The sequence below is a fragment of the Janthinobacterium sp. PC23-8 genome (assembly GCF_002250505.1).
GTDB lineage: Bacteria > Pseudomonadota > Gammaproteobacteria > Burkholderiales > Burkholderiaceae_D > Janthinobacterium.
On the sequence record NZ_NJGY01000004.1, the window covers coordinates 95,105 to 118,658 of the forward strand.

Sequence of the window (23,554 nt, forward strand, 5' to 3'; positions counted from 1 at the left end):
CGAATGCGCGCTACCGCCCTCTCCTTTTCATGCGGCCATACACATCGACTCAAGCTCTTTACGGAGAAACTCATGCAAACATTCGTTCCGACCAGCGCTGCTCCGGCTTCGGCCATGGTCACCGATCAATTCTACGCCGATCCCTATCCTGCCTATCAGGCTTTGCGGGTGGCGGGGCCACTGCACTGGAGCACGCAATTTTGCGGCGGCGCGTGGCTGTTGCCAAACTACTCAGACGTCGCTTCGGTGCTGCGCGATGCGCGCTTCTCGGTACGCCGCGCCGGCGGCTGGGCCAACAGCAGCGGGCCCGATGCCCTTGCCGAATTACGTGAATTCAAGCGTATTTTTTCGCGCTCCCTACTGTTTGTCGATGCCCCCCAACATACCCGCTTGCGTCAAGCCATGAACGGTGGCTTCAAGCCGGCGGCCATACAGGCGTTGGCGCCGCAGATTCAAGTCATCGTCGATGACCTGCTCGACAAGATACTTGCCACGCCGTCGGGCCGGTTCGACTTTATGCGGGACTTTGCCCGCCCCCTGCCGGCGCTGGTGATTGCGACGATGCTCGACATCGACGGCAACGACCGGGCCGCATTTGTCGCGTGGTCAGACGACATCGCCGCCTTCATTGGCAGCCCGACCCCCACCATCGAGATTGCCCGCCGCGCCCAAACCAGCTTGTTGGCAATGAATGACTATTTTCGCGCCCTGCTGCCGGCGCGCCGCGCGCGTCCGGGCCATGACCTTGTCAGCCAACTGATCCTTGCAGAAGCGCAAGGCGGCATCGTCACCACCAAGCAATTGCTGGCGCAATGCTGCACCCTTTTGTTTGCCGGGCATGAGACCACCCGCAACCTGCTCGGCAATGGCATGCTGGCGCTACTGCAGCATCCGCAACAGTGGCATGCGCTGCGGCACAATCCGTCGCTGCTGCCAAACGCGATCAAGGAGCTATTGCGTTTCGACAGCCCGGTGCAATACAGCGGCCGGCGCCTCGCCACGGACGTCTGCCTGCATGGGCAGACGATGAAGAAGGGACAGCTGGTGATTGCGCTGATCGGCGCGGCCAACCGCGACCCCGCAAAGTTCGCCGTTCCCGACGCCTTGAATATTGTGCGCAATGAGGGCAGCCACCTGTCATTCGGCCACGGCCCGCATGTCTGCATCGGCGCAACGCTGACCTATATGGAAGCGGAAATTGCGTTGCGCACTATCATGCGGCGCATGCCCCAACTGGCGTTGCACGGCGCCGTACCGGCGTGGGGGAACAATGCGGTTTATCGCAGCCTGCAGGCGCTGCCGCTGTGTTTTGCCGCAGCGCCTGCAATGGCGCAGCCGGAGTGCATGCTCCATGAGTAAGCTGACCCATGACATCGGCGCCCAGTTACAGCAGTTAAAGGAACAGGCGCTGTTGCGCCAGAGGCGCATCGTCGACGGTCCGCAAGGCCCCCTCTTGAGCATCGACGGCCGGCAGTATCTGGCGTTCAGCAGCAACGACTATCTCGGCTTGGCCAACCACCCGGCGCTGGTTGCCGCCGCCCACGAGGGCCTGCGGCGGTTTGGCGTTGGCGCCGCCTCGTCGGCGCTTATTAGCGGCCACAGCAGCATTTATGAGACGCTCGAAGTTGCCCTGGCAAACTTTGTCGGCATGCCAAGGGCCTTGCATTTTTCCAATGGCTATATGGCCAACCTGGGCATCCTTCCCGCCCTGGCCGGTCCCGGCGACACCATTTTTTCCGACCGTCTGAACCATGCATGTCTGATCGATGGCGCGCGCCTTTCCAGAGCCGAGTTTCGCGTCTATCCCCACAACGATGTCGGGCGCCTGGCGCAACAGCTCGGCAAGAGCCGCAGCGGCCGCAAGCTGATCGTGACCGACGGCGTGTTCAGCATGGACGGCGATCTTGCACCACTGGCCGAGCTGGTGGCACTGTGCGAGCGCCACGACGCCTGGCTGCTGGTCGACGACGCGCACGGCTTCGGCGTGCTCGGTCCGCAGGGACGCGGAAGCCTTGCGCACCTCGGGCTAAGCTCGCCGCGAGTGCTCTACATGGGAACGCTCGGCAAGGCCGCTGGCGTTGCCGGCGCCTTTGTCGCCGGGGATGCGGTGCTGATCGAATGGTTGCTGCAGCGCGCCCGCACCTATGTCTTCACCACGGCCAGTCCACCATTGCTGGCCAGTGCGCTGCTGGCGACACTGACGCTGCTGCAAACCGAAACATGGCGCCAGCAGCATCTGCGCCAGCTGATCGCGCAATTGCAAAACGGCCTGGCCGGTCTGCCATGGACCCTGCTTGACTCCGAGACAGCAATCCAGGCTCTGGTGGTGGGCAACAATCAATTGGCGCTCGATCTGATGGCGCGCCTGCGCGAGGCCGGCATTTGGGTTCCCGCCATCCGCCCCCCCACTGTACCGAAGGGAACTGCCCGCCTGCGCATTTCGCTGTCTGCGGCCCACAGCACCGACCAGGTGGCGCAACTCATCGCCGCCATCTGCGCGGCGGCCGCCGCCATGGCATGAGTCGCCAGCCGTGTTGCCTGGGCACCCAATGACCATGCCAGGCCGTGCCAGGCAATCGAGACAAGCCATTGACTTTGACCGACGCGTCGGTTTATTATAAATACGTCGCCGGATTGAACTCACGGCAGCGCCAGACGCCCCGCTACGACGTGCGGGGCGGCACCGTAGCGCCATGGACAGCAGCATGCCGGGCCGCCATACGCGCTGGCGTATCTTTACATTGTGGATTGAGAAAAGGTAGAAAAATGACTGAAGCCTACATTTTTGACGCAGTACGCACGCCCCGAGGACGCGGTCGCGCTTCCGGTGCCCTGCATGAAGTCCCGTCGGCCCGGCTGGCGGCGAACGTGTTGCGCGAAATACGTGATCGCAACAATCTCGACACATCGCAACTCAATGATGTCATCCTGGGCTGCGTCGAAGCGGTCAACGAACAGGCATCCAACATTGCCAAGGCCGCCGTGTTCGCCTCCGGCTTCGATCCCAAGGTCCCCGGCCTTCAGCTTAACCGCTTCTGCGGCTCCGGTCTGGAAGCCTGCAACTTCGCCGCTGCCATGGTGAAGGCCGGCCAGGCCGAGCTGATCATCGGTGGCGGCGTGGAAAGCATGTCGCGGGTACCGATGTTCACCTCGGGCGCGCCATGGGTGACCGATCCGCAGATTACCCTCGGCCATCGCATGATCCCGCAAGGTATTTCGGCCGATCTCATCGCCACCCTGTATGGGCACAGCCGGCGTGACGTCGATGCCTACGCCGTCGAAAGCCAGCGGCGCGCCGCTGCCGCGTGGGCCAACGGCTACTTCACATCGGTCGTGCCGGTACGCGACGTCAATGGCATCGTGATCCTGGACCGGGACGAACATTTCCGGGCCGATACGACGCTCGAGACGCTGGCGGCCCTCGCTCCCTCTTTCCTGACCCTGGGCGAAAAGCTCGGCTTCGACGGGGTCGCCCTGCAGCGTTATCCACACCTGGCGGGCATCGAGCATGTGCACCACGCCGGCAATTCCTCAGGCATCGTCGATGGGGCGGCGGCGGTGCTGATTGGCAGCGCAGAGGCGGGCAAGGCTCAGGGCTTGAAGCCGCGCGCACGCATCGTCTCGTTCGGCACGGTCGGCTCGGAACACACGATCATGCTGACCGGCCCCGCTCCCGCTGCGGAAATGGCGCTGCGCCGCGCCGGCATGAACGCCAGCGATGTCGACCTGTTCGAATGCAACGAAGCATTCGCTTCGGTGGTCCTGCGCTTCATGGACGCGCTTGGCGTCCCCCACGACAAGGTCAACGTCAACGGTGGCGCGATCGCCCTGGGCCATCCGCTTGGCGCGACCGGCGCCATGCTGATCGGCACCGTTCTCGATGAACTCGAACGGCGCGATCTCGCCACCGGCCTGATCACCATGTGCGTGGGCGGTGGCATGGGTTCGGTGATGGTGATCGAGCGCCTGTAAGGCGCACGCATCGCCCCCACTGACGAACATAATTTATTGAAGGAACAGGCATGATTGATTACCGAGTAGATGAGGATGGCATCGCGACCCTGGCATGGAACGTTGCCGATCGCCCCATGAACGTATTGAACGCCGCATCGATCCTGGCCTTTGGCGAGGCCGTGCAACGCGCGATCGCCGATGCCGCGGTCAAGGGTGTGATCGTCACGTCGAGCCGCCCGGAATTCGTGGCCGGCGGCGATCTGGCCCTGCTGGGCGCCATCAAGACGGCGCAAGAGTCGATGGCGACAAGCGGCCCGATCAGCCGCATTTTGCGCGATCTGGAGCGCTGCGGCAAACCGTTTGTCGCGGCCATCAATGGCACCGCACTGGGCGGTGGTTTCGAACTCTGCCTGGCCTGCCACCGGCGCATCGCGGCGGACAATCCCAAAGCACAGTTCGGTTTGCCGGAAGTGTCGCTGGGCCTGCTGCCGGCCGCCGGCGGCACGCAACGGCTGCCGCGCATGATCGGCATTCAACAGGCGTTGCCATTTTTGACGGAAGGACGCAAGGTGGCGCCGGCCGCCGCGCTGGCCGCCGGACTGGTCGATGAAGTGGTGCCGGCCGACCAGCTGCTGGTCCGCGCCAAGCAATGGCTGCTCGCCGAAGGTCCGCGCAGCGCCATCCGGCCGTGGGACGCCAAGGGATTCAAGTTTCCCGGCGGCACAGTCCAGACGCCCGCAGTGCAACAGCTGTTCGCCGCCATCGGCGGGGGCGTGCTCAACAAGACCCAGGGGCTTTACCCGGCGATCGAGGCGATCCTCGCCAGCGTCCATGATGGCTGCCAGGTCGATCTGGACACCGGCCTGAAGATCGAGCAGCGCCAGTTCGCGCGACTGTCCACGTCCGCCACCACCAAGAACATGATACGCACCCTGTTCTATTCGATCGGCGCCGCCAACGCTCTGGCCGAGCGTCCGCGCGACGTGCCTTCCATGCGCTACAGCAAGATTGCGGTGATTGGAGCGGGCATGATGGGTGCCGGCCTGGCGTACGTCGCCGCGCGCGCCGGTCTGCCCGTCGTCTTGCTCGACGTCTCGCTCGACGCTGCGGAAAAGGGCAAATCCTACGCCGCCAAATCCATGGACGCCCAAGTGGCGAAGGGCCGGCTGACCGCGCAGGCCCGTGACCAGACCTTGTCGCTCATCACCGCAAGCGCCGACTTCAGCACGCTCAAGGATTGCGAACTGGTGATCGAAGCGGTCTTTGAAAGCCGTGAGGTCAAGGTGGAAGTGATCCGCAAGGCCGAGCAATTTTTATCCGACAGCGCCATCTTTGCGACGAACACCTCCACCCTTCCCATCAGTAGCCTGGCCGAATTTTCATCGCGTCCACAGCAATATGTCGGCATGCACTTTTTCTCGCCGGTCGAGCGCATGCCGCTGGTGGAAGTCATCCGTGGCAAGCAGACCAGCGACCGCACCATCGCCCTGGCGATGGACCTCGTGAAACAGCTGCGCATGACGCCGATCATCGTCAATGACTGCCGCTCGTTCTACTGCAACCGGGCCTTTGCGCTGTTCCCCTACGAAGCCATGGCCATGCTCGACGAAGGGGTCAATCCCATCCTGATCGAAAACGCGGCGCGGATGGCTGGCATGCCCATGTCGCCACTGGCCCTGGTCGATGAATTCTCCATCGAGCTGATGTACAAGACCCTGCAGGCCGCGAAGGCCGACCTTGGCGAGAGCTACGTCCGGCAGCCGCAGGACCCGGTACTTGAAAAAATGATCGAGCAGTTCGACCGTGTCGGCAAGAAGAGCGGGCGCGGCTTTTACGATCACCCGGCCGGCGGCAAGAAGCAATTGTGGCCCGGCCTGGCCCAACATTTTCCGGTCGCCGATGAACAACCCGATGTCGACGAGGTGCGCAAGCGCATGATGTACGTGCAATCGGTGGAAGCGGCGCGCTGCGTGGCCGAAGGCATCGTCAGCGCCCGCAACGCGGACGTCGGCTCGATCCTGGCCTGGGGCTTCCCGGCGGCGCTGGGCGGCGCCATCAGCCAGATCGACACTATCGGCGCGGCCCGCTTCGTGGCCGAGTGCGATCGCCTGGCCGCCTTGCATGGCCCGCGCTTTGCGGTGCCGCCCCAGTTGCGCGAGATGGCGGCGCGCGGCGCGCGCTATCTCGACGACATTCCATCGTGATCTCATCAGAAAAGGACATACCATGGCTGGACCACTGACAGGAGTGACAGTAGTCGAATTGGCCGGCATCGGCCCTGGCCCCTTTGCCGGCATGATCCTGGCCGATATGGGCGCGACGGTGATCCGCATCGACCGCAGACCATCGAGCCAGCCGGGAGCGCTGGACGAGATGATGATCAATGACGGCATCGTCGACCGCGGCCGCGCCTCCATTGCCCTGGACTTGAAGGACCCGCGCGCCATCGATGTGGTGCTGCGCCTGGTCGAACGGGCCGACATCCTCATCGAAGGCTATCGCCCGGGCGTTACCGAGAAACTCGGACTCGGTCCCGAGCGCTGCCTGGAACGCAATCCCAAACTGGTGTACGGGCGCATGACAGGATGGGGCCAGTCCGGTCCGCTGGCGCAAGCGGCCGGACATGACATCAACTACATCGCCTTGTCCGGCGCACTGCATGCGATGGGCCCGGCCGACCGTCCGCCCGCCCCGCCCCTCAACCTGGTCGGCGACTATGGCGGCGGCGGCATGTTGCTGGCGCTTGGCGTGCTTGCTGCGGTGCTTGAATCCGGGCGCTCCGGGCAAGGGCAAGTAGTGGATGCGGCGATGACCGATGGCGCGGCTTTGCTGATGGCCACGCTCTATGGACTGAAAGCGAAAGGGCAGTGGCACACCGAACGCTCCAGCAACTTCCTCGACGGCACGGCGCATTTCTACGGCGTCTATGAATGCGCCGACGCCAAATTCGTGTCGATAGGCCCGATCGAGCCGCAATTCTACAAGCTCTTGCTACAGAAATGCGGCATCGACGATCCGCAATTCCGGCATCAATGGAATCCGGCCGAATGGGAGGCCTTGAAGGTCAAACTGGCCCTGCTGTTCAAATCGCGCACACGGCAAGCCTGGTGTGAGCTGCTCGAGGGCAGCGATGTCTGTTTCGCCCCGGTGCTCGATATGGACGAAGCGCCGCACCACCCGCACAATGTGGCGCGCGCGACCTTTGTTCCCTACCAGGACACCATGCAGCCGGCGCCGGCGCCGCGCTTCGGACGGACCCCGAGCGACGTGCCCGCGCCGGCGCCGGCGACCGGACGGGACACCGTGCGCCTATTGGAAACCTGCGGCTACTCGCCAGAGGAAATTGCCGCATTGCTGCTGGCCAATGTGGCGCACGCGGCGCAAGGCACGTAGCGGCACTGGCGCCGCATGCGACGCGGCGCCAGCGCGTACGCGGGCCGACACAACACGAAAGGCATCGAAGATGAATAGCACCGACCATAGCCCGGAACGCCGCGTATTGCACGTTCGACGTATCACCTGCATCGCCTATGCGCGCGACGATGACTGCATCGACGTCGAAGGCACACTGATCGACACCAAGCCCTACGGCGTCAGATTGCCCGAACGCGGCGAACTGCAGCCTGATGAAAAAATCCACGAAATGACGCTGCGCCTGACGATCGACAAGAACATGACGATCCGCGACGCGGTGGCATTGACCACGCACAGCCCGTACAAGATCTGCGGCGCCATCGCCGCCAACTACCGGCAACTCATCGGCATACGCATTGAACCGGGCTTCGTGCAGCGTATCAAGCGCCTGTTCCGGGGCACGGCCGGTTGCTCGCACATGACTGAATTGCTGCCGCCCATCGCGACCACCATGTTCCAGGCGCTCTGGGGCGACTCGACGCAGTTCGATCCCGACGCGCCAGGCGATGCGGGCCGCGGTCTGTCTCCGCTCAACGGCTGCCACGCTTTGCGCACTGACGGCGAGATCGTCAGGCAGTATTTCCCGAACAGTTACCGCCCCCTCGACAAGGCCCCGGACGAGGCTTGAGCACCGGCGATGGCGGCGCACCTGGCGCCGCGCGCGGCCGGTCAGGGCACGAAATCATGAGCGGCATCGCCATTGGCCACGGCCAAATTCGGGTAAGCGGCCAGCATTTCCGCTGAAAATTTCTCAAAGGGAAGGTCCGACCAGACACCGTGATCGGCGACATAGCTCATATGCTGCCGATGGTGCTGGTCGAACTCCTGCAAAATGGCGTCGGCGCGGCCATCAAATTCGGTCGGCATCACGCCAAAGCGCTGGCACAATTGGATGTTGAAGGCGGGAGCGGCCTTGCGCCACCTGCCGGCGATATGCAGCAAGGCATAACCATGATTGATGAACAAGGTCGAGCCGCCCATCCACTGCTTCAACTTCTCGCTCGTCAAGTGATTCGTCACGTCCGCCAGGCCGATGGCACTGGGAATGCCTGCGGCGCGCGCCGCCGCGCACAACAGCAGCGCTTTCGAGACACAGTAGCCGCGATCCCCAGCCAGCACCTGGCTGGCGACATGCGCGTCGGCGCTCATCGTCACGCCAAAGGGATCATAGCGCCAACCGTCGCGCACCCAGTAGAACAGGCGTACCGCGCGCTCGGTATCGTCGAGCGCTCCCGCGCAAACGGTGCTGACCGCCGTGCGCAGCGCCACATCATCGATATCAAAAAATCGCGTCGCGGCCAGATAACGGGGGCCAGGCTGCGGAAAAGCGCCAGACGGTGTATGAATCATCATATTTTCCTTGATTAATATTGTCGTGCATTGGGCCGCATCGGGTTTGCCTCGCTGCGCTCCTGGCCCCCACAATCGGACTTGCGCACTTCGCCCGGCACCGTGGCGCGGGTGTGCAGGCCGAGCTTTCCAAGCAGCGCACGGTCGTCATGCGCCTCCGGGTTGTCGGTGGTCAAGAGCTTGTCGCCATAGAAAATCGAGTTGGCGCCGGCCAGGAAGCACATCGCCTGCACCGCTTCGCCCATCTGGCGGCGGCCGGCCGACAGGCGCACGCGCGCCTGCGGCATGGTGATGCGGGCGACCGCAATGGTGCGCACGAATTCAAACGGATCGAGCGGCTCCAGACCGTGCAGCGGCGTGCCTTCGACCTGCACCAGATGGTTGACGGGCACCGATTCAGGATACGGATTGAGGTTGGCCAACTGGGCGATCAGGCCGGCGCGCTGCAGGCGCGTCTCGCCCATGCCGACGATGCCGCCGCAGCAGACCTTCAGGCCGGCACCGCGCACGCGCCCCAGGGTATCCAGGCGGTCCTGGTAGGCGCGGGTCGAGATCACGTTGTCGTAGAACTCGGGCGCCGTATCGAGGTTATGGTTGTAGAAATCGAGGCCGGCGTTTTTCAGGCGGTCGGCCTGGCCTTCTTCCAGCATGCCCAGGGTGGCGCAGGTTTCCAGGCCGAGAGCCTTGACCTGACTGACCATTTCTTCGACTTTTTCCATGTCGCGCTCCTTCGGGCTGCGCCACGCCGCGCCCATGCAAAAGCGCGTCGCGCCGTTGGCCTTGGCCTGGCGCGCCGCGTCGAGCACCGCTTCAATGCCCAGGATCTTGCTCGCTTCGACCCCGGTGTCGTAGCGCGCGGCCTGCGGGCAGTAGCCGCAATCCTCCTCGCAGCCGCCGGTCTTGATCGACAGCAGCGTCGCCAGCTCGACGTCGCCCGCCGGGAAATTGGCGCGGTGCGATTGCTGGGCCCGGAACATCAGCTCATTGAAGGGCAGCTCGAACAGGGCCAGCACCTCGGCCAGCGGCCACGTCGCCGCCTCCGGCAAGGTGACCGGTGCGACGCGCGGGTGAAAGGAGACAGCGTGGGATGGAGTCATGTGGGTTCCTTATGCAATCAAGTTTGAACGTGCGGCCGCAGCCGACCGCAATGTCGTCGGGCATCAAGTGGCGCTGGCAGCGGCCGCGCGGCCGCGCGTACCAGCGTCAGGTACAGCTGATCATGCACATTGCACCAGCGGCTCGATGACGATGGCGCCGAGCCGCTGTGCTAGACAGTTCTTGGTACTTACTTGGTACTTACTTGGTACTTACTTGGTACTTACTTAGACAGGTCCCTCCGGCACGATCTGATCCCTGCCGCGGCTGATCACGGACCGGCGGGTGGCGCCAAATCGGGCCGCGTCAAACCGGCGCACGGATTGCTTGGCCAGCTCGGCTTCGAGCAGCAAGCCTTGACAAACAGTCTGGTGCAGGCCAACGCGCATCGCGGCACGGACATCGCGCACCGTCCTCGGGTCGCAGCCGATGATGTCCCTGGCGAGCTTGCGGCAGTACGGCATCAACTCGCCGGGCGCCAGAACGTCGAGCACCATGCCCCAGTCCTTGGCCGTCGCGGCATCCAGATAATTTCCCGTAAAGCTCAAATAGCGGGCGCGCACCGGACCGATCAGCATGGCCAGGTATTGCGTCAGGCCCCAGGCGGGCACAACGCCAACGCGCGCATGGGTGTCGGCGAAGCTTGCGTTCGTCGAGGCCACCAGGATATCGCAATTGACCGCCAGCTCGAAGCCGCCGGTCACGGCATAGCCATTGATGGCCGCGATCGTGGGCTTGCGCAGCTTCTCGAATGCCTGCATGATCGGGCAGTCGACCCCCATCTCTTCCGGCTGCAGCGGCGCCACCTCAAACTCCTTCAGGTCGGCGCCGACCGAGAACGCCTTGTCGCCGGCGCCGGTAAAAATGATCACGGCGACGTCGTCGTCGTCATCGAGTGCCTGCAATGCAATGAGAAGATTGCCGCGCAGCTCGCGCGACAGCGCATTGTGTTGACATGGCCTGTTCAGGGTGACCGTTGCGATCTTGTCAAAAACATCGATCAGCAAGCTGTCGCCGGCCAGCGGGTAACGTTTCATAGTAGAACTTCCTTCAACGATTCCAGTTTATCCACGCTGGCGCAGTCTTTTCACATCCGCTTGGCGACCTCTTCAAGCATCACCTCGGTCGCTCCGCCGCCGAAGGTCAGAATGCGCGCATCGCGCGTCATGCGCTCGATCGGTGTGCCGATGATAAAGCCGGTGCCGCCATGCAGCTGCAGGCAACCATGCACGACTTCTTGCAGCGTTTCGCACGCATACGCCTTGAGCATCGACACTTCGCGCACCGTATCTTTTCCCTCGTCTATCATCTGCGCGCAGGAATAGACCAGCGCGCGCGCGGCCGCAGCCTTGGCCGCCAGCCAGGCAAGCTTGTTGCGCACGACGGGCTGATCCCATAGCGTCTTGCCAAACGCCTGCCGGGTCTTCATGTAGTCCGCAGTCAATTCGATTGCCTTCGCACATTGCCCCACGCTCATTGCGCCAGCGACCAGGCGCTCGTTCTGGAAGGTGCTCATGATGTAGTAGAAGCCCTTGCCTTCTTCGCCGAGCAGATTTTCCGCAGGCAAACGCAGATCGTCGAAGAACAACTCCGCCGTGTCCGATGCGCGCCAGCCATGCTTGTCAAATTTCGTCCCGACCGTGAAGCCCGGCATGCCCTTTTCGACGATGAACAGCGAAATGCCGCGACTGCCCTTGGCCTCGATGTCCGTCTTGGCGGCCACCACGTAGATGTCGCCATAGACGCCATTGGTGATAAACGTCTTGCCACCGTTGAGGATCCAACCATCGCCATCCCGAACCGCCCGCGTCTTGATCCCCGCCACATCGGACCCGGCATGCGGTTCTGTCACACAAATCGCGCCGATCTTGTCGCCTGCGCACGCCGCCGGCAAAAAGCGCTCCTTTTGCTCGGGCGTGCCACGGTGGGCAATGTGGGCTATCGACATGTCGCTGTGCACGGTGATGGCTGCGGCAACGCCGCCGTAGCTGCAACGCGCCAGCTCCTCGCCGAGGATGACCGACGCCATTGAGCCCATATCGCCACCACCGTATTGGCTCGCATGGCGCATTCCCAGAAACCCGAGCGCGCCGAGTTCCTGGAACAGTTCGCGCGGAATATGGCCGCTTTGCTCCCATGCATCGGCGCGCGGCGTAATGCGCTCGTCGACGAAGCGGCGAATCTGGGCCCGTATCATGAGCAATTCCTCGCTGAGAATATTCGGTTCGTTAAATTCAAAGATGTTCATATGATGGATCCTATTTTGAATGGAGCAGCGCAAGCCAATTCCCGCAATGTCGAAACGATTCCAGCTGGACGCCGGCCATCTTTATTATATACCGACACGTCGGTTTATGTAATGCGAATTTCAGCGCCTGCGGCAGCCTGTGATGACTTCGGGTTGAGCAAAAAATGGGACAGGGCCGGTATCAGCACCAGGGCGCCGAGCATATTCCAAAGGAACATAAAGGTGAGCAAGATACCCATATCTGCCTGAAACTTGATCGGCGACCATACCCAGATGATGACGGCGGTGCCCAGCGTGCATCCCACCAGCGCCACCACCCGACCGGTGAACTGGACCGCCTGCTTGTAAGCTGCAGCCAGCGGCCACCCTTTGCGCTGATAGGCCAGTTGCACCGATAGCAGATACAGGGCGTAGTCGACACCGATACCGACCCCGAGCGCGACCACCGGCAGCGTCGCCACCTTGACGCCCAAGCCCAGTGCGACCATCAGCGCCTCGCACAGCACGGAGGTGATCGCCAGTGGCAAAACGGCGACGACGACCGCGCGCCAGCTGCGAAACGTCAAAAAGCACAAAGCGATGACGGCGGCATACACATACAGCAGCATGGTGCGGTTTGCCTCCTTGACCACAATATTGGTCGCCGCTTCGATGCCGGCGTTGCCGGCCGCCAGCAGGAACTGGCGCTCGCCGGTGCCATGTTTTTTCGCGAAGTCGGCGGCGACGCTGGTGACCCGAGCGAGCGTATCGGCCTTGTGATCGGTCAGGTAGGCGATGACCGGCAGCACGGAACAATCGCGGTTGGTCAGGTCCGGATTATTCATCAGCGCCTGGTTACCGGCGAAATTGATCGTTTCCCGATTGCGCGGGATGGTCTGCCACTTCGGATTTCCCTCGTAGCCGCCGGCGGTCGTCAGGCGCACGGCGTCGGCCAGCGATACCGTCGCCTGCACGCCTGGCACTTGCTGCAGCGCCCATCCAAGCCGGTCCGCCTCGACCAGTGTCTTGAAATCGAGGCAGCCATCGCGCGGCGTCTTGACGATCACCGCGAATTGATCGCTCGATAGCGCGAAATGATCGGTAATAAAGGCATTGTCGCGGTTATAGCGCGATTCGGGACGCAGTTCGGGCGCCCCGGCATCGAGATCGCCGATCTGCAGATGCAGACTGACAGCAAAGCCGGCCGCAGTCGCCACTGCGGCGCCGGCGAGCACCACGCTCGCCCATTTGCGCTCCGTCAGGTGGTCGAGCGACGCCCACAGCCGGCCCATGCCCTTGCCTGCGGATTCGGCCTGTTCCGCCCGCAGGCTGCGCGCGGCGGCCCGGGGGCTGACACCGGTATAGGACAGGACCACAGGCAACAGGATCAGGTTGGTGAAAATGAGGACCCCCACGCCTATGCTCGCCGTCAAGGCGAGGTACCTGATGACCGGAATGTCGATCACCATCAACACGGCGAAGCCGACGGCGTCGGCCAGCAAGGCCGTCATGCCCGCCAGGAACAGGCGGCGGAAGGTATAGCGGGCGGCCACCAGGCGATGGGTGCCGCGTCCCACGTCCTGCATGATGCCATTCATTTTTTGGGCGCCATGCGACACGCCAATGGCGAAGATCAGGAAGGGCACCAGGACCGAATAGGGATCGATCTCGAATCCCAATGCCGAGATGCATCCCAATTCCCACAGGACGGCAATGATGGAACAGGCAATCACCAGTAGCGTACTGCGAAGGCAACGCGTATAAAAGAAAATGAACGCCATCGAAATGAGGACAGCGGCGCCAAAATAGGCCGCCACTTTGACCACCCCTTCGATCAAATCCCCCATCAGTTTGGCAAAGCCGATAATGTGGATACGGACCTCGCCGGCGGGCTTGCCCGCCCCCGCCCCTGTCTCGTATTTGGCGCGTATATCGCGTTCGAGGCCAAGCGAAAACGCCCGGTAGTCGAGACGCTCGGTAGCGCGGGCGCCCTTCTCGAGCAACGGGACCACGATCATGCTCGAGCGTTGATCGGCGGCGATCAAATTCTGCGCGGTCGCCGATTTGGCTATATTTGTCCGCAACAGGTCGATACTCTGCGGCGAGCCATTGTAACTCTCCGCGACCACCGGCCCGCCCTGGAATCCTTCCTCCGTCACCTCGGTCCAGCGTACCGACGGCATCCACAGCGACTTTACCCATGCGCGGTCCACGCCCGGCATCAGCGTCAGATCATCGGTGATGCGCCTGAGCGTGTCGAGATAGCGGGCATCGTAAATCATGCCGTCCGGATTTTCAACGACGACCCGCACGGCATTGCCCAAGCCCGCCAGTTCGCTCCGGTTATCCAGGTAATTCTGAATATACGGGTGCCCCTGGGGCAGCATTTTCTCGAAACTGGCGTTCAGTACCAGTCTGGTTGCCATGAAATACGCCGCGACAGCCGTCACGGCCACGCAGGCGAGAATCACCACCAGTCGGTTGTTGAATATTATGCGTTCGAGCCAGGAACCGGAGTTTGCATCAAAATCGTGCAATTGCGCCACGACCGGCATATCATCGAATTCAGTCATCGCATGCGCCATGATTGTGTCTCCCCAATTAAATTGCTAACAGTGCGCACAGTTTGCTCAGCGCTTCAGGCGTTCGGTGCGTACGCCGCCGGCGCCGACCACCACCAGTTCGTTGGCGCCGGTGGCGACCAGTGCGCTGGTCGGCAGACTGGCGGGCGTCACCAGGCGCTCAAACTGGCGGCCATCGGACGACACCAGCATCTCGCCCCGTTGACTGACGACCACAATGCGTCCGTCGGCAGTCGCGGTGGCGCCGACCAGGGCGCCGACGACATTGCTCGGCACCGCCTCCCAGCGTTCGCCGCCATCCTGACTCCTTAACAAGGTCCCGCGCAGCCCAAATGCCAGCAACACCTTGCCGGTTCCGGCAAGGCCGAAGAGTGTCCCTTTGTAGTCAACAGCAAGACGACGAAAGCGCCGCGCCGCCGGATCGAAACGCAGCACCATGCCTTGTTCTCCGCCGAGAAACAATTGACCGCCAATCCGGCGCACCGCATAAAAATTGAGTGCCTGCGGATTGTCCGTACTGTGCATCCACGGGCTCCAGTGCAGGCCGCCATCGCTGGTATGGAAGATCTGATTGAACAAGCCCACCGCATACCCGGTCTGCGCGTCATCGAACCAGACATCGAGAAACGATTTGTCGGCGCCGTCACTGACAAAATGCTCGGCATCGGCGCGCTGCCGTTGCCAGGCCTGGGCATCGACGCCCAATTGCGCCTGTGACGCAGCTGCGTAGTAGGCCGTCACGCTGGCCATCGCCATGCGCGCGTCGAATTGCCTGGTCCACGTCGCCCCACTGTCCTTGCTCACCAGGATCACGCCGTCGTGGCCCACCGCCCAACCCTGGGTGGGTGTCGGAAAACACACCGCAGTCAGATCGACACTGACTGGCACCTTGGCCTGCAGCCAATGCACGCCGCCGTCATCGGACAGCAGAATATGGCCACGCTGTCCGACAGCGACCAGGCGCGTCCCCGCCAGGACGATGGCGTTCAACTGTTTTTTAGGGGCGAGCGCGCTGGCGGCGGCGGGGACATCGAGCCGGTCTTCGAACGCCGCGCACGGACCTGCAACGCACAACATAACGCCGCCTGCGATCCACACCGCGCAAGATCGCCGCAGCGCCGCAAGCAACAAACGCAGACCCGTTCGCCACCGGGCCAGCGAGCCGGCGGCGCGGCCGCCGTGCCGCAGCTGCCAACACAGATTTATCATTCGCATAACTATCTCCTTTTATCAGGCGGCCACGCGCTGTCGCCGCCTGTGCAGTCCCGTGTATCGTCCACTTCCGGTCACAATGATGATCGGGGGAAAAACCGGGCTGCTTGTTTATTATATTAACTTATATTCCGTCGCGTCGGTCTATTTAATAAACCGGATAGTGGCACTTCCGATACCGCCTAACGACCGGTAAATGCCGGTTTTTGTTTTTTCAGGAACGCCCGAATGCCTTCGGCGGCATCGGCCGTCGCAAACGCCTGTGTCTGCGCATCGGCTTCGGCACGCATCATGGCGTGGAAGCTGCCGCCGGCCTGCAGCACCTGCTTGGACAAGCGAAATGCCGCCGTCGGGCCGCTGGCGATGCCATGGGCCAGTTTCAGCGCTTCGGCCACCACCGATCCGGTTGGCACCGCTTGATTGATCAAGCCAATTGCCGCCGCTTCCGAGCCTTTGAGAATTTTTCCGGTGTAGATCAATTCGAGCGCCTTGTTCAGACCTAGCCGCTCCAGAAAGTAATAATGCGCCCCGGTGTCGGGCACCAGGCCGATATGACGGAATGGACTGCCGAAACTGGCGTCGTCATCGGCAATGCATATGTCGCACGACAACGCCAGCCCGAGACCGAAACCGAGCGCCGGACCGGCGACGGCCGAGATGGTCGGAACAGGCAATTCGCGCAACAGCTGGCAAAATGGCGCCACGACATTGGTGATGACCTCGAAAGGATTGTCATCGGCCACGCTGACCGAGGCGAGATCCCATCCGGCCGAGAAGACGCTGGCGGCGCCGCGAATGACGATACAGCGCGCGCCATCGCGCATCGCCGCCTCCAGCTGCGCCGCAACCAGATCGACGTACTGGGCTTGAAAACAATTCATGCTCGTCGGCAGGTTCAGGACAATCTCGCTCACGCCATCGCGTTGCAGGCGTGCTACCGCATTTTTTTCTGTCATGGGACTGGTTCCTTTTCGATTACAAATTAAGCGCCCGCGCCGACGGCCGGCATGGCGTGTGCGGCGCGGCGATTTCTTTACTTCCGAGCACTTCCCTGGTACGCCGCCCGCAATTGCGCCTTGAGCAATTTACCCGTGGATGAAACCGGTAACGCGGACCTGAATTCGACACTGCGGGGGCACTTGTAAGCGGCAATCTGCGCCCTGCAATGCATCTGCAGCTCGCCGGCGCTGACCAGCGCTCCCGCCTTCAGCACCACCACCGCGTGCACCGCCTCACCCCACTTGTCGTCGGCGATGCCGATCACGGCGCACTGTGCGACGCCTGGATGGGTGACAAGACAATTTTCCACCTCGCAGGAATACACATTCTCGCCGCCCGTGATGATCATATCCTTGATACGATCAACCACATAGACGAAGCCGTTTTCTTCCATATAGCCAAAATCGCCGGTATGCATCCAGCCATCGACCACGGCCATATTGGTCTCGTCAGGCCGATTCCAGTAACCCGACATGACGGACGGGCCACGCACCACCAGCTCGCCCGGCTGCCCCCATGCGCACTCCATCCCATCCTGGTCCACCACTTTGAGCTCGGCGGCCGGGGTGACCAGTCCGGCAGCCTTGCGCACCGCGCGCCCATGCGGCCCCGGCTTGTGATAGCGCGCCGGCAGCATCACCGTCAACGCTGTTTCAGTCATGCCATAACCCTGCACGAAATCAGTCGTCGGCAGCGCCGCCATGGCCTGTTCGAGCAAGGCGTCGGTGATCGGCGCCGCACCGTAAAATATCGTTCGCAGGCTCGACAGATCACGTTGTGCGAGACCCGGTTGATCAAGCAATAGCCGCAGCATGGTCGGCACCAGCACGACGTCCGTGACCCGGTCGCGCTCAATCGCATCGGCGACCCCGCCCGGACTGAATCCGGGAATGAAGGCATGGGTACCCGCATGCAGGAAATGGCAGAATGCGAGCTGCAGATCCGCCATATGGAACATCGGCGCCGCGTGCAAGAAGATATCGGCGGTCGAACAGCCCGCCGCCGCCATGCCCAGTGCGGCCGCACAGAGATTGGCGTGGCTCAGCATGACCCCCTTCGGCAATCCCGTGGTGCCGCCGGTGTAGAGCACCATCGCCAGCTGCGCTCCGCTGCGCAGCGCGTCCTTGACCGGCGCGCACTCCTTGATGAGCTGCTCGATGGAACGCGCTTCGGCTGGAGCATTGCCTTCACCGGCATACAAGACGTGTCGAACGGAAGCCGCTTGCGCCAGGATCGCGGGCAGCCGCGCCACAAAATGTTCGTCAACCACCAGGATCGATGGTGCGCAGTCGGCTAGCGCATGGGAAATTTCGGCATCGCTCCAACGGGTATTGATGGGCATGACCGCCGCACCGCCCCAGAACGATGCCATCACGACTTCCAGATAGCGGTCCGAATTCATCGCCAGTATCGCCACGCGATCGCCCGGCGCGATCCCCGTCGCCAGGATGGCGCCAGCCAGGCGCGCCACACGATCAATAAAGGTCCGGTAGGTGTGTCGTCTTCCCTGAAAAATTGTTGCAATCCTTTCCGGGGCAGCCCGCAATGCCCGGTGCAAACTTTGAGTCAAATACAAGTCCATCACGCCTCCCCATCCCATCATCGGTCGCATCGCCGACCAGTTCTTCCGTGAACGACCCCGCCCGCGCCACGGCCAACACGTCCTCGCTGCCGAGAGACGCGTCGAGCCTGCATGCTGGTCTATCATACGCCGCCCGGCCATCACGGCCGAGCGGCAAATGGCGAATCAGCGCACCCCGCCACCGGCCAGTCCGTCAGCCGACCATGCACTTTCCGGCAAGCCATCGTTGAAACGGAAGCCCCCCGTCTCGGCGGTGTACATATTGAGGGTGTACACGCCAGAAATCAGATCGTAATGTCCGTGCAGATCCGCCGTCGGCGCCGGCACTTCATAGCTGGGCGTCATGTAGGCAAAGCCGGCGCGATACAGTTTCCCCTGCCCATCGTATTGATCGCTGGCCAAGGCCGCCCATGAATCCTCGTCAACATAGAAGATGCGTTTGCTATAGAGGTGGCGTTTGCCTTCCGCCAATGTCGCCTCCACCACCCACACGCGATGCAATTCCCAGCGCACATAATCGGGATTTAAATGATTGGGCTTGAACAGGTCCACCGCCTTCGAGCCATACGCCATCTTGTAGTCGTTATAGGGCACCAGCATCTCTTTCTTTCCCACCAACTTGAAGTCGAAGCGCTCCATTGATCCCAGGAAAATATAGATATCGTCGTACGTGGATGCGCCACCGGTCGATGCATTGGGCGTATCGAATGCCAGGCTGGGCGCCAGACGAACGCGGCGCTGGCCAGGCAAATAAATCCACGCGCGCCGCCCGGCCTCACCGTAGTTCAGCGGATCGTTCAGCATCATGATCTCGCCCGAACGGCGCGCCGGCCCCGTGTAGCTCGCCTTGGCCCGGTAAAACACATCGGACCCCGCCTTTTGGGGATCCCAGTAAGGGTAATTATTGTTCGCTATGCCTTGTGTCGACAGAATGTATTTCCCGGCGGCGTCAACGTAAGCGCCCTTGTATTCCTCTGTATTGTTCACGGAATTGAAGCGCGTGGTGTGATTCCACATGACCTCGAAGCCGGTCTTGGGAATCGGAAACGGAACGCCTGCGTGGCATCCCTCCAGCGAGCGCCCGCCATGCGTGGTCTTGGCGGCGAGCGCGCACTTGCGCGTATTGTCCTGCACATATTTCGGAAAGGCGACCGTGCGATGGGCCGGGTACACATCCATCCGGTACGACGGATATTTTTTCAGCAAGGCCTTGGCGCCTTCGGTCAGCTTGTCCGCATATTGACCGGCATTTTTCGCATCAACCGTAAACAACGGCTTTTCATCGGCAAACGGATCGGGCCGGATACCATCGCCCTTCTTGTAGGCGGCCGGCGCCTTCGTCAAGCCACCCGTGTATTCGGGTATCGTGCCTTCCTTGTTGCCGGCCTTTTCGGCGCCTGTCGCCGTCAGCGTGGTCCCCAGTTTTGCCGCCTCTTCATTCGTGACGGCGGCGTGCAGCGTGCCGGCCCAGCCAAGGGCGAGCGCCATCGCGCCGATTGCAAATTTATTGTGGTTCATATCTGTGCTTCCTCTCAAATCAGAAGGTGGTCTTGACGGTCATGGCGATGAAACCCCGGTCCTTTAACAGCGTACTGAGGCCGTTGACCGACGTCACCTGAGTCGTTCCCGGCACCACGCCCGGACCTTCCGTGACATGGCCAAAATAATCGACATACTTGATATCGATGCGATACTTCGCGTCAATATCGAATGCCAGACCGACGCTGTAGCTGCCATTGTCCTCGTTGCCCCCCAATTGCACCGGAGCGTTGCCACGCAAGGTACGCGAATAGGACAAGGGCGCGAAGACATCGACGCCCGGGAACACTTGCAGCCAGCTTGGTGTGAAATTGATCGCCAGCCCGGTCGAGTCGCGATTGGCGCAGCCATCCGACTTGTCCTTGAAGCGGGTGCCAAGCGCCGCCTTGCGGTCCGCATTGCACACACCGTAGCCCAGGCCAAAATACATATCCTGGTTGGCCGTGAGCTTGTTGAGGCGCACATAGGTGACCTCAGCGGCCCAGCTGGCAGCGTCGAACAACGGCGTATTGCCGATGACACCGACGGCGTTGATCAATGCATGAAAGGTGTTGCCGCGGGCTTGGTAGGTATTGCCGATCAAGCTCGGCTCCCCATGCGGGAACAGCAATGGAGTCAAGGCGGGCGCGCCGCCGGCAAAGCCCAGCGTCTGCGCGACCAGCGGCATATTGGTGCGGTAAGAAGCTTCCATGCCGACGCTGAGATCGCCAATTTGCTTGGCCAGGCTCAGGCCATACAGGTTGATCCCCTCCCCGAAGTAATCACCATAGCGGGTGCCGCCGGTCACCAGCATCCCCGGGATCTTGTCCGTCACCCTGCGATAGTAGAGGCCTGCCGTACCATCGAGCCAGGCCGGCGACCAGCGCGCATTCACCCCCCAGTCGCCCGCCTTCTTCGGTTCCCTGGCGTGGGTGTTAATCAGGGTCGCGCTGGCGCGGTCGCTACCGTACAGGAAAAAGTCGGCCGGCCCCAGATAGGTGCCGCCCTCGGGCATGCGCGTTGCGCCCCAATCAAAGAAATACTGGGCGCCAAGTGTCAACTCGTTCGATGCGACCAGCTGGGCAGAGAGCTGGTTCAAGGGGCGAAACAGCTCCTTGGCCTCAACGCCGGGGGTGGCGAATCCTTTAGCCAAATCGAGTGGCGCCTGGGAATAGTTAATGCCGTGCACTGCCGAGAACAGTGACTCGCCCCAGTAGACGGTGTGACGCCCCAGCTTGAGCGCCAGCGGACTGCCGCCGATGTCAAAGGTGCCGAAAATGAAGGCGTCGAGCCATTCGCCCGAAGGACCGCGGTAATAGCGCTTCGTATAGTTGCTGTATTGGTCGCCAATATAGCTGCCCGCAATGCTCGCGGGCAAATCCGGATTGCGCTTCGAACTGGTGTTCGAATATGCATTGTCATACCACCCTGCCGCGCTGACCCGAAAGCCATACCGCTGGCGCCATGTGAAATCAAATTCACTCAGAAGATCAACACGATTGGTAACGATGTCACCGCGATTGAATTTGTACTCACTCTCATCGAAATTGGGATTGTTGCCAATTGCGGTGCGCTGGTCGGCACGCACACCGAGGTTGTAGCGCACCGTGTTATCCCACCGCATCGAGATATCAGGATTGTCGGACGGGATTTCCACGGCCTGCGCCGCCCCACCGATCCCCGCTCCCGCCGCCAATGCCAGCAGCAAACGGCGCATATCCAGGGCGCCGGACGTATTGCAGCCCAAAGAATTATTTGACATGTCTCCTCCAGTTTTTATTAATTTTCATTTTCAGTGCCATTTGAATGGCATCTGCCCTCCCGCTGGCGCATTGCGCTGACCATCGACCGACAGTCGCCGCACGGCGCCTCCCAGCAATAGACCGTCGCGTCGGTCTATGTGAAGAATAGCAGACAAACCGACTCGACAGACTATCTTTAGTACAAATTAATTCCTTGCTTTTTTCGCCGCGCCATCCTGTCGTCAAGCGGCATCGCCCGTTGGTACGATGACAGCAGCACGCGTCATGCAATCGGGCCGGATTAATTGACCTTGCGCACGTGTTGCTTCCAGAACTGTTCCCGCAAAAGATGCTTTTGCAGTTTGCCGGCTGCCGACATCGGCAATTCGCATGCGAAATCCACGCTGCGGGGACACTTGTAGCCAGCGATCAAGGTCTTGCAATGATCAATCAGTTCCGCCGCCACCAGCTGTACGTGTTGATGCAACACCACCACGGCATGCACGCTCTCCCCCCAGCGTTCATCGGGTATCCCGATCACGGCGCACTGTGCCACGTACGGATGACTCGCAATTGCCTTTTCGACTTCAGCCGAATACACGTTCTCGCCACCGGACACGATCATGTCCTTGACCCGATCGACAATGTAGATGAATCCTTCGTCATCCATATACGCCAGATCCCCGGTGTGTATCCACCCCTTGCGCACTGTCGCCGCCATATCGGCGGGCCGATTCCAATAACCGAGCATTGCCGTTGCACCGCGCGCCACAATCTCTCCGACCTGGCCTCTCGGCAATTCTTCGCCAGCGGCATCGACCACCGCCACTTCCGACATCACTGCGGCATACCCCGCCGAACCGAGTCTGTCGGGGTGGCACGCTTGCCTGCCGTGGTATCGGGCCGGCAGAAACGTGACGCACCCACTGAGCTCGGTCATGCCAAATCCTTGCATCAGGCGCAGATCGGGCAACGCCTCCATCAATCGATCCTGCAGCGCCGGCGAGATGGGCGCTCCGCCATACACCACATGTTTGAAACTTGCCAGATTGAAGTCGGCCCGCTGTGGATGGTCCAGGATCATCTGGATCATCGTCGGCACGATCAGCGTGTCGGTCACCTGTTCGCGCTCGATCAGCGCCATCGCCGCGCGCGGCTCAAACGAAGGCAGAAATACGTGGGTGCCGCCCTTCGCCAGCTGTGACCACATGCCGAGCGCACCGGCCAGATGAAACAGCGGCGCGGCATGGAGCGAAATGGCGCCAGGCCCCTGGTCCGCCGCGATGCGGTTGATCACCGCTGCACCAATACTGCCGTGGCTGAGCATCACTCCTTTTGGAAAGCCGGTCGTACCACCCGTATAAAAAATGCCGGCCAGGTCATCGTCGCAGCGAAATGCATCCTCGATCGGCGCCGAATCGCGCACCAGGTCCTCATACGCATGCATGCCCGACGGCGTCGCGCCATCGCCCATATAGATGACGTGGCGTAACGTTGATGCGCTGGCGCGCAGCCGTATCCCCATGGCGCAAAACGCTTCGTCGACCAGCAGTATCGTGGCCGCGCAGTCATCGAGTGAAAATAGAATTTCCTTTTCACTCCAGCGCGTATTGACCGGGTTGACTGCGGCGCCGGCCCAGAACACGGCCAGCTGGGATTCGAGGTAGCGGTCGCAGTTGAGCGACAACAGCGCCACCCGATCATCCCTGTCCACGCCGAGAAGCTTCAATCCGCCTGCCAGCCGCGCCACCCGCTGGCCCAGTTCCGCATAGCTCACGCGGCGCTCATTGAATATCGTCGCGGTACACCGCGGTGCATGCCGCATCGCGCGATGCAGGTGTATCGTCAGGCTGCCAGCCATAATCGCAGTTTCCTCAGT

At 61.9% G+C, this 23,554-nt stretch carries 17 protein-coding genes; 6 read left to right on the forward strand and 11 right to left on the reverse strand.

Annotated features, from left to right (window positions below):
* The first annotated feature begins 72 nt into the window (after positions 1-72).
* The 6 genes from CD932_RS24025 to CD932_RS24050 all read left to right on the forward strand — a co-directional run bounded on the left by CD932_RS24025 (position 73) and on the right by CD932_RS24050 (position 7,996).
* A complete protein-coding gene (locus CD932_RS24025; protein WP_254926750.1) occupies positions 73-1,359 on the forward strand; it encodes a cytochrome P450 in 1,287 nt (428 codons plus the stop codon).
* Positions 1,352-2,521, forward strand: coding sequence for an 8-amino-7-oxononanoate synthase (gene bioF, locus CD932_RS24030; RefSeq protein WP_094445424.1), 1,170 nt, complete (start codon positions 1,352-1,354; stop codon positions 2,519-2,521). The genes CD932_RS24025 and bioF overlap by 8 nt, the downstream gene beginning before the upstream one ends.
* 245 nt (positions 2,522-2,766) lie before the next feature.
* Positions 2,767-3,972, forward strand: a complete 1,206-nt coding sequence (locus CD932_RS24035) for an acetyl-CoA C-acetyltransferase (RefSeq protein ID WP_094445425.1) — start codon at positions 2,767-2,769, stop codon at positions 3,970-3,972.
* A gap of 50 nt (positions 3,973-4,022) precedes the next feature.
* Positions 4,023-6,158 (forward strand): 3-hydroxyacyl-CoA dehydrogenase NAD-binding domain-containing protein, encoded by a 2,136-nt coding sequence (locus CD932_RS24040; RefSeq protein WP_094445426.1) that lies wholly within the window; start codon positions 4,023-4,025, stop codon positions 6,156-6,158.
* 22 nt (positions 6,159-6,180) lie between these two features.
* A complete protein-coding gene (locus tag CD932_RS24045) occupies positions 6,181-7,347 on the forward strand; it encodes a CaiB/BaiF CoA-transferase family protein (protein WP_094445427.1) in 1,167 nt (388 codons plus the stop codon).
* A gap of 70 nt (positions 7,348-7,417) precedes the next feature.
* Positions 7,418-7,996 carry a DUF2889 domain-containing protein gene (locus CD932_RS24050; protein ID WP_176461121.1) on the forward strand — a complete coding sequence of 193 codons (579 nt, stop codon included), beginning with the start codon at positions 7,418-7,420 and terminating at the stop codon, positions 7,994-7,996.
* A gap of 41 nt (positions 7,997-8,037) precedes the next feature.
* Here the strand turns inward: CD932_RS24050 and CD932_RS24055 are convergent, their stop codons facing one another.
* From CD932_RS24055 to CD932_RS24105, 11 genes are all read right to left on the reverse strand, one after another.
* Positions 8,038-8,721 (reverse strand): transglutaminase domain-containing protein, encoded by a 684-nt coding sequence (locus tag CD932_RS24055; protein ID WP_094445429.1) that lies wholly within the window; start codon positions 8,719-8,721, stop codon positions 8,038-8,040.
* Between the two features lie 11 nt (positions 8,722-8,732).
* The gene (bioB, locus tag CD932_RS24060; RefSeq protein WP_094445430.1) at positions 8,733-9,815 is read right to left on the reverse strand and encodes a biotin synthase BioB; all 1,083 of its coding nucleotides are present in this window, start codon (positions 9,813-9,815) and stop codon (positions 8,733-8,735) included.
* Between the two features lie 225 nt (positions 9,816-10,040).
* Positions 10,041-10,820: an enoyl-CoA hydratase gene (locus CD932_RS24065; RefSeq protein ID WP_176461122.1), complete on the reverse strand. Its 780-nt coding sequence runs from the start codon at positions 10,818-10,820 to the stop codon at positions 10,041-10,043.
* Between the two features lie 80 nt (positions 10,821-10,900).
* The gene (locus tag CD932_RS24070; protein WP_094445432.1) at positions 10,901-12,061 is read right to left on the reverse strand and encodes an acyl-CoA dehydrogenase family protein; all 1,161 of its coding nucleotides are present in this window, start codon (positions 12,059-12,061) and stop codon (positions 10,901-10,903) included.
* Between the two features lie 104 nt (positions 12,062-12,165).
* Positions 12,166-14,613: an RND family transporter gene (locus tag CD932_RS24075; RefSeq protein WP_254926751.1), complete on the reverse strand. Its 2,448-nt coding sequence runs from the start codon at positions 14,611-14,613 to the stop codon at positions 12,166-12,168.
* A 57-nt stretch (positions 14,614-14,670) separates the two neighbouring features.
* Positions 14,671-15,837, reverse strand: a complete 1,167-nt coding sequence (locus CD932_RS24080; protein ID WP_217907361.1) for a YCF48-related protein — start codon at positions 15,835-15,837, stop codon at positions 14,671-14,673.
* A 179-nt stretch (positions 15,838-16,016) separates the two neighbouring features.
* Positions 16,017-16,790, reverse strand: coding sequence for an enoyl-CoA hydratase/isomerase family protein (locus CD932_RS24085; protein ID WP_094445435.1), 774 nt, complete (start codon positions 16,788-16,790; stop codon positions 16,017-16,019).
* Positions 16,791-16,867: 77 nt separating this feature from the next.
* Positions 16,868-18,415: a class I adenylate-forming enzyme family protein gene (locus CD932_RS24090; RefSeq protein ID WP_369679850.1), complete on the reverse strand. Its 1,548-nt coding sequence runs from the start codon at positions 18,413-18,415 to the stop codon at positions 16,868-16,870.
* A 165-nt stretch (positions 18,416-18,580) separates the two neighbouring features.
* Positions 18,581-19,933: a DUF1329 domain-containing protein gene (locus tag CD932_RS24095; protein WP_094445436.1), complete on the reverse strand. Its 1,353-nt coding sequence runs from the start codon at positions 19,931-19,933 to the stop codon at positions 18,581-18,583.
* Positions 19,934-19,952: 19 nt separating this feature from the next.
* The gene (locus CD932_RS24100; protein WP_094445437.1) at positions 19,953-21,695 is read right to left on the reverse strand and encodes a DUF1302 domain-containing protein; all 1,743 of its coding nucleotides are present in this window, start codon (positions 21,693-21,695) and stop codon (positions 19,953-19,955) included.
* A gap of 281 nt (positions 21,696-21,976) precedes the next feature.
* Entirely contained in the window at positions 21,977-23,536 is a 1,560-nt protein-coding gene (locus CD932_RS24105; RefSeq protein WP_094445438.1) for a long-chain fatty acid--CoA ligase, read from the reverse strand.
* Positions 23,537-23,554 lie beyond the last annotated feature (18 nt).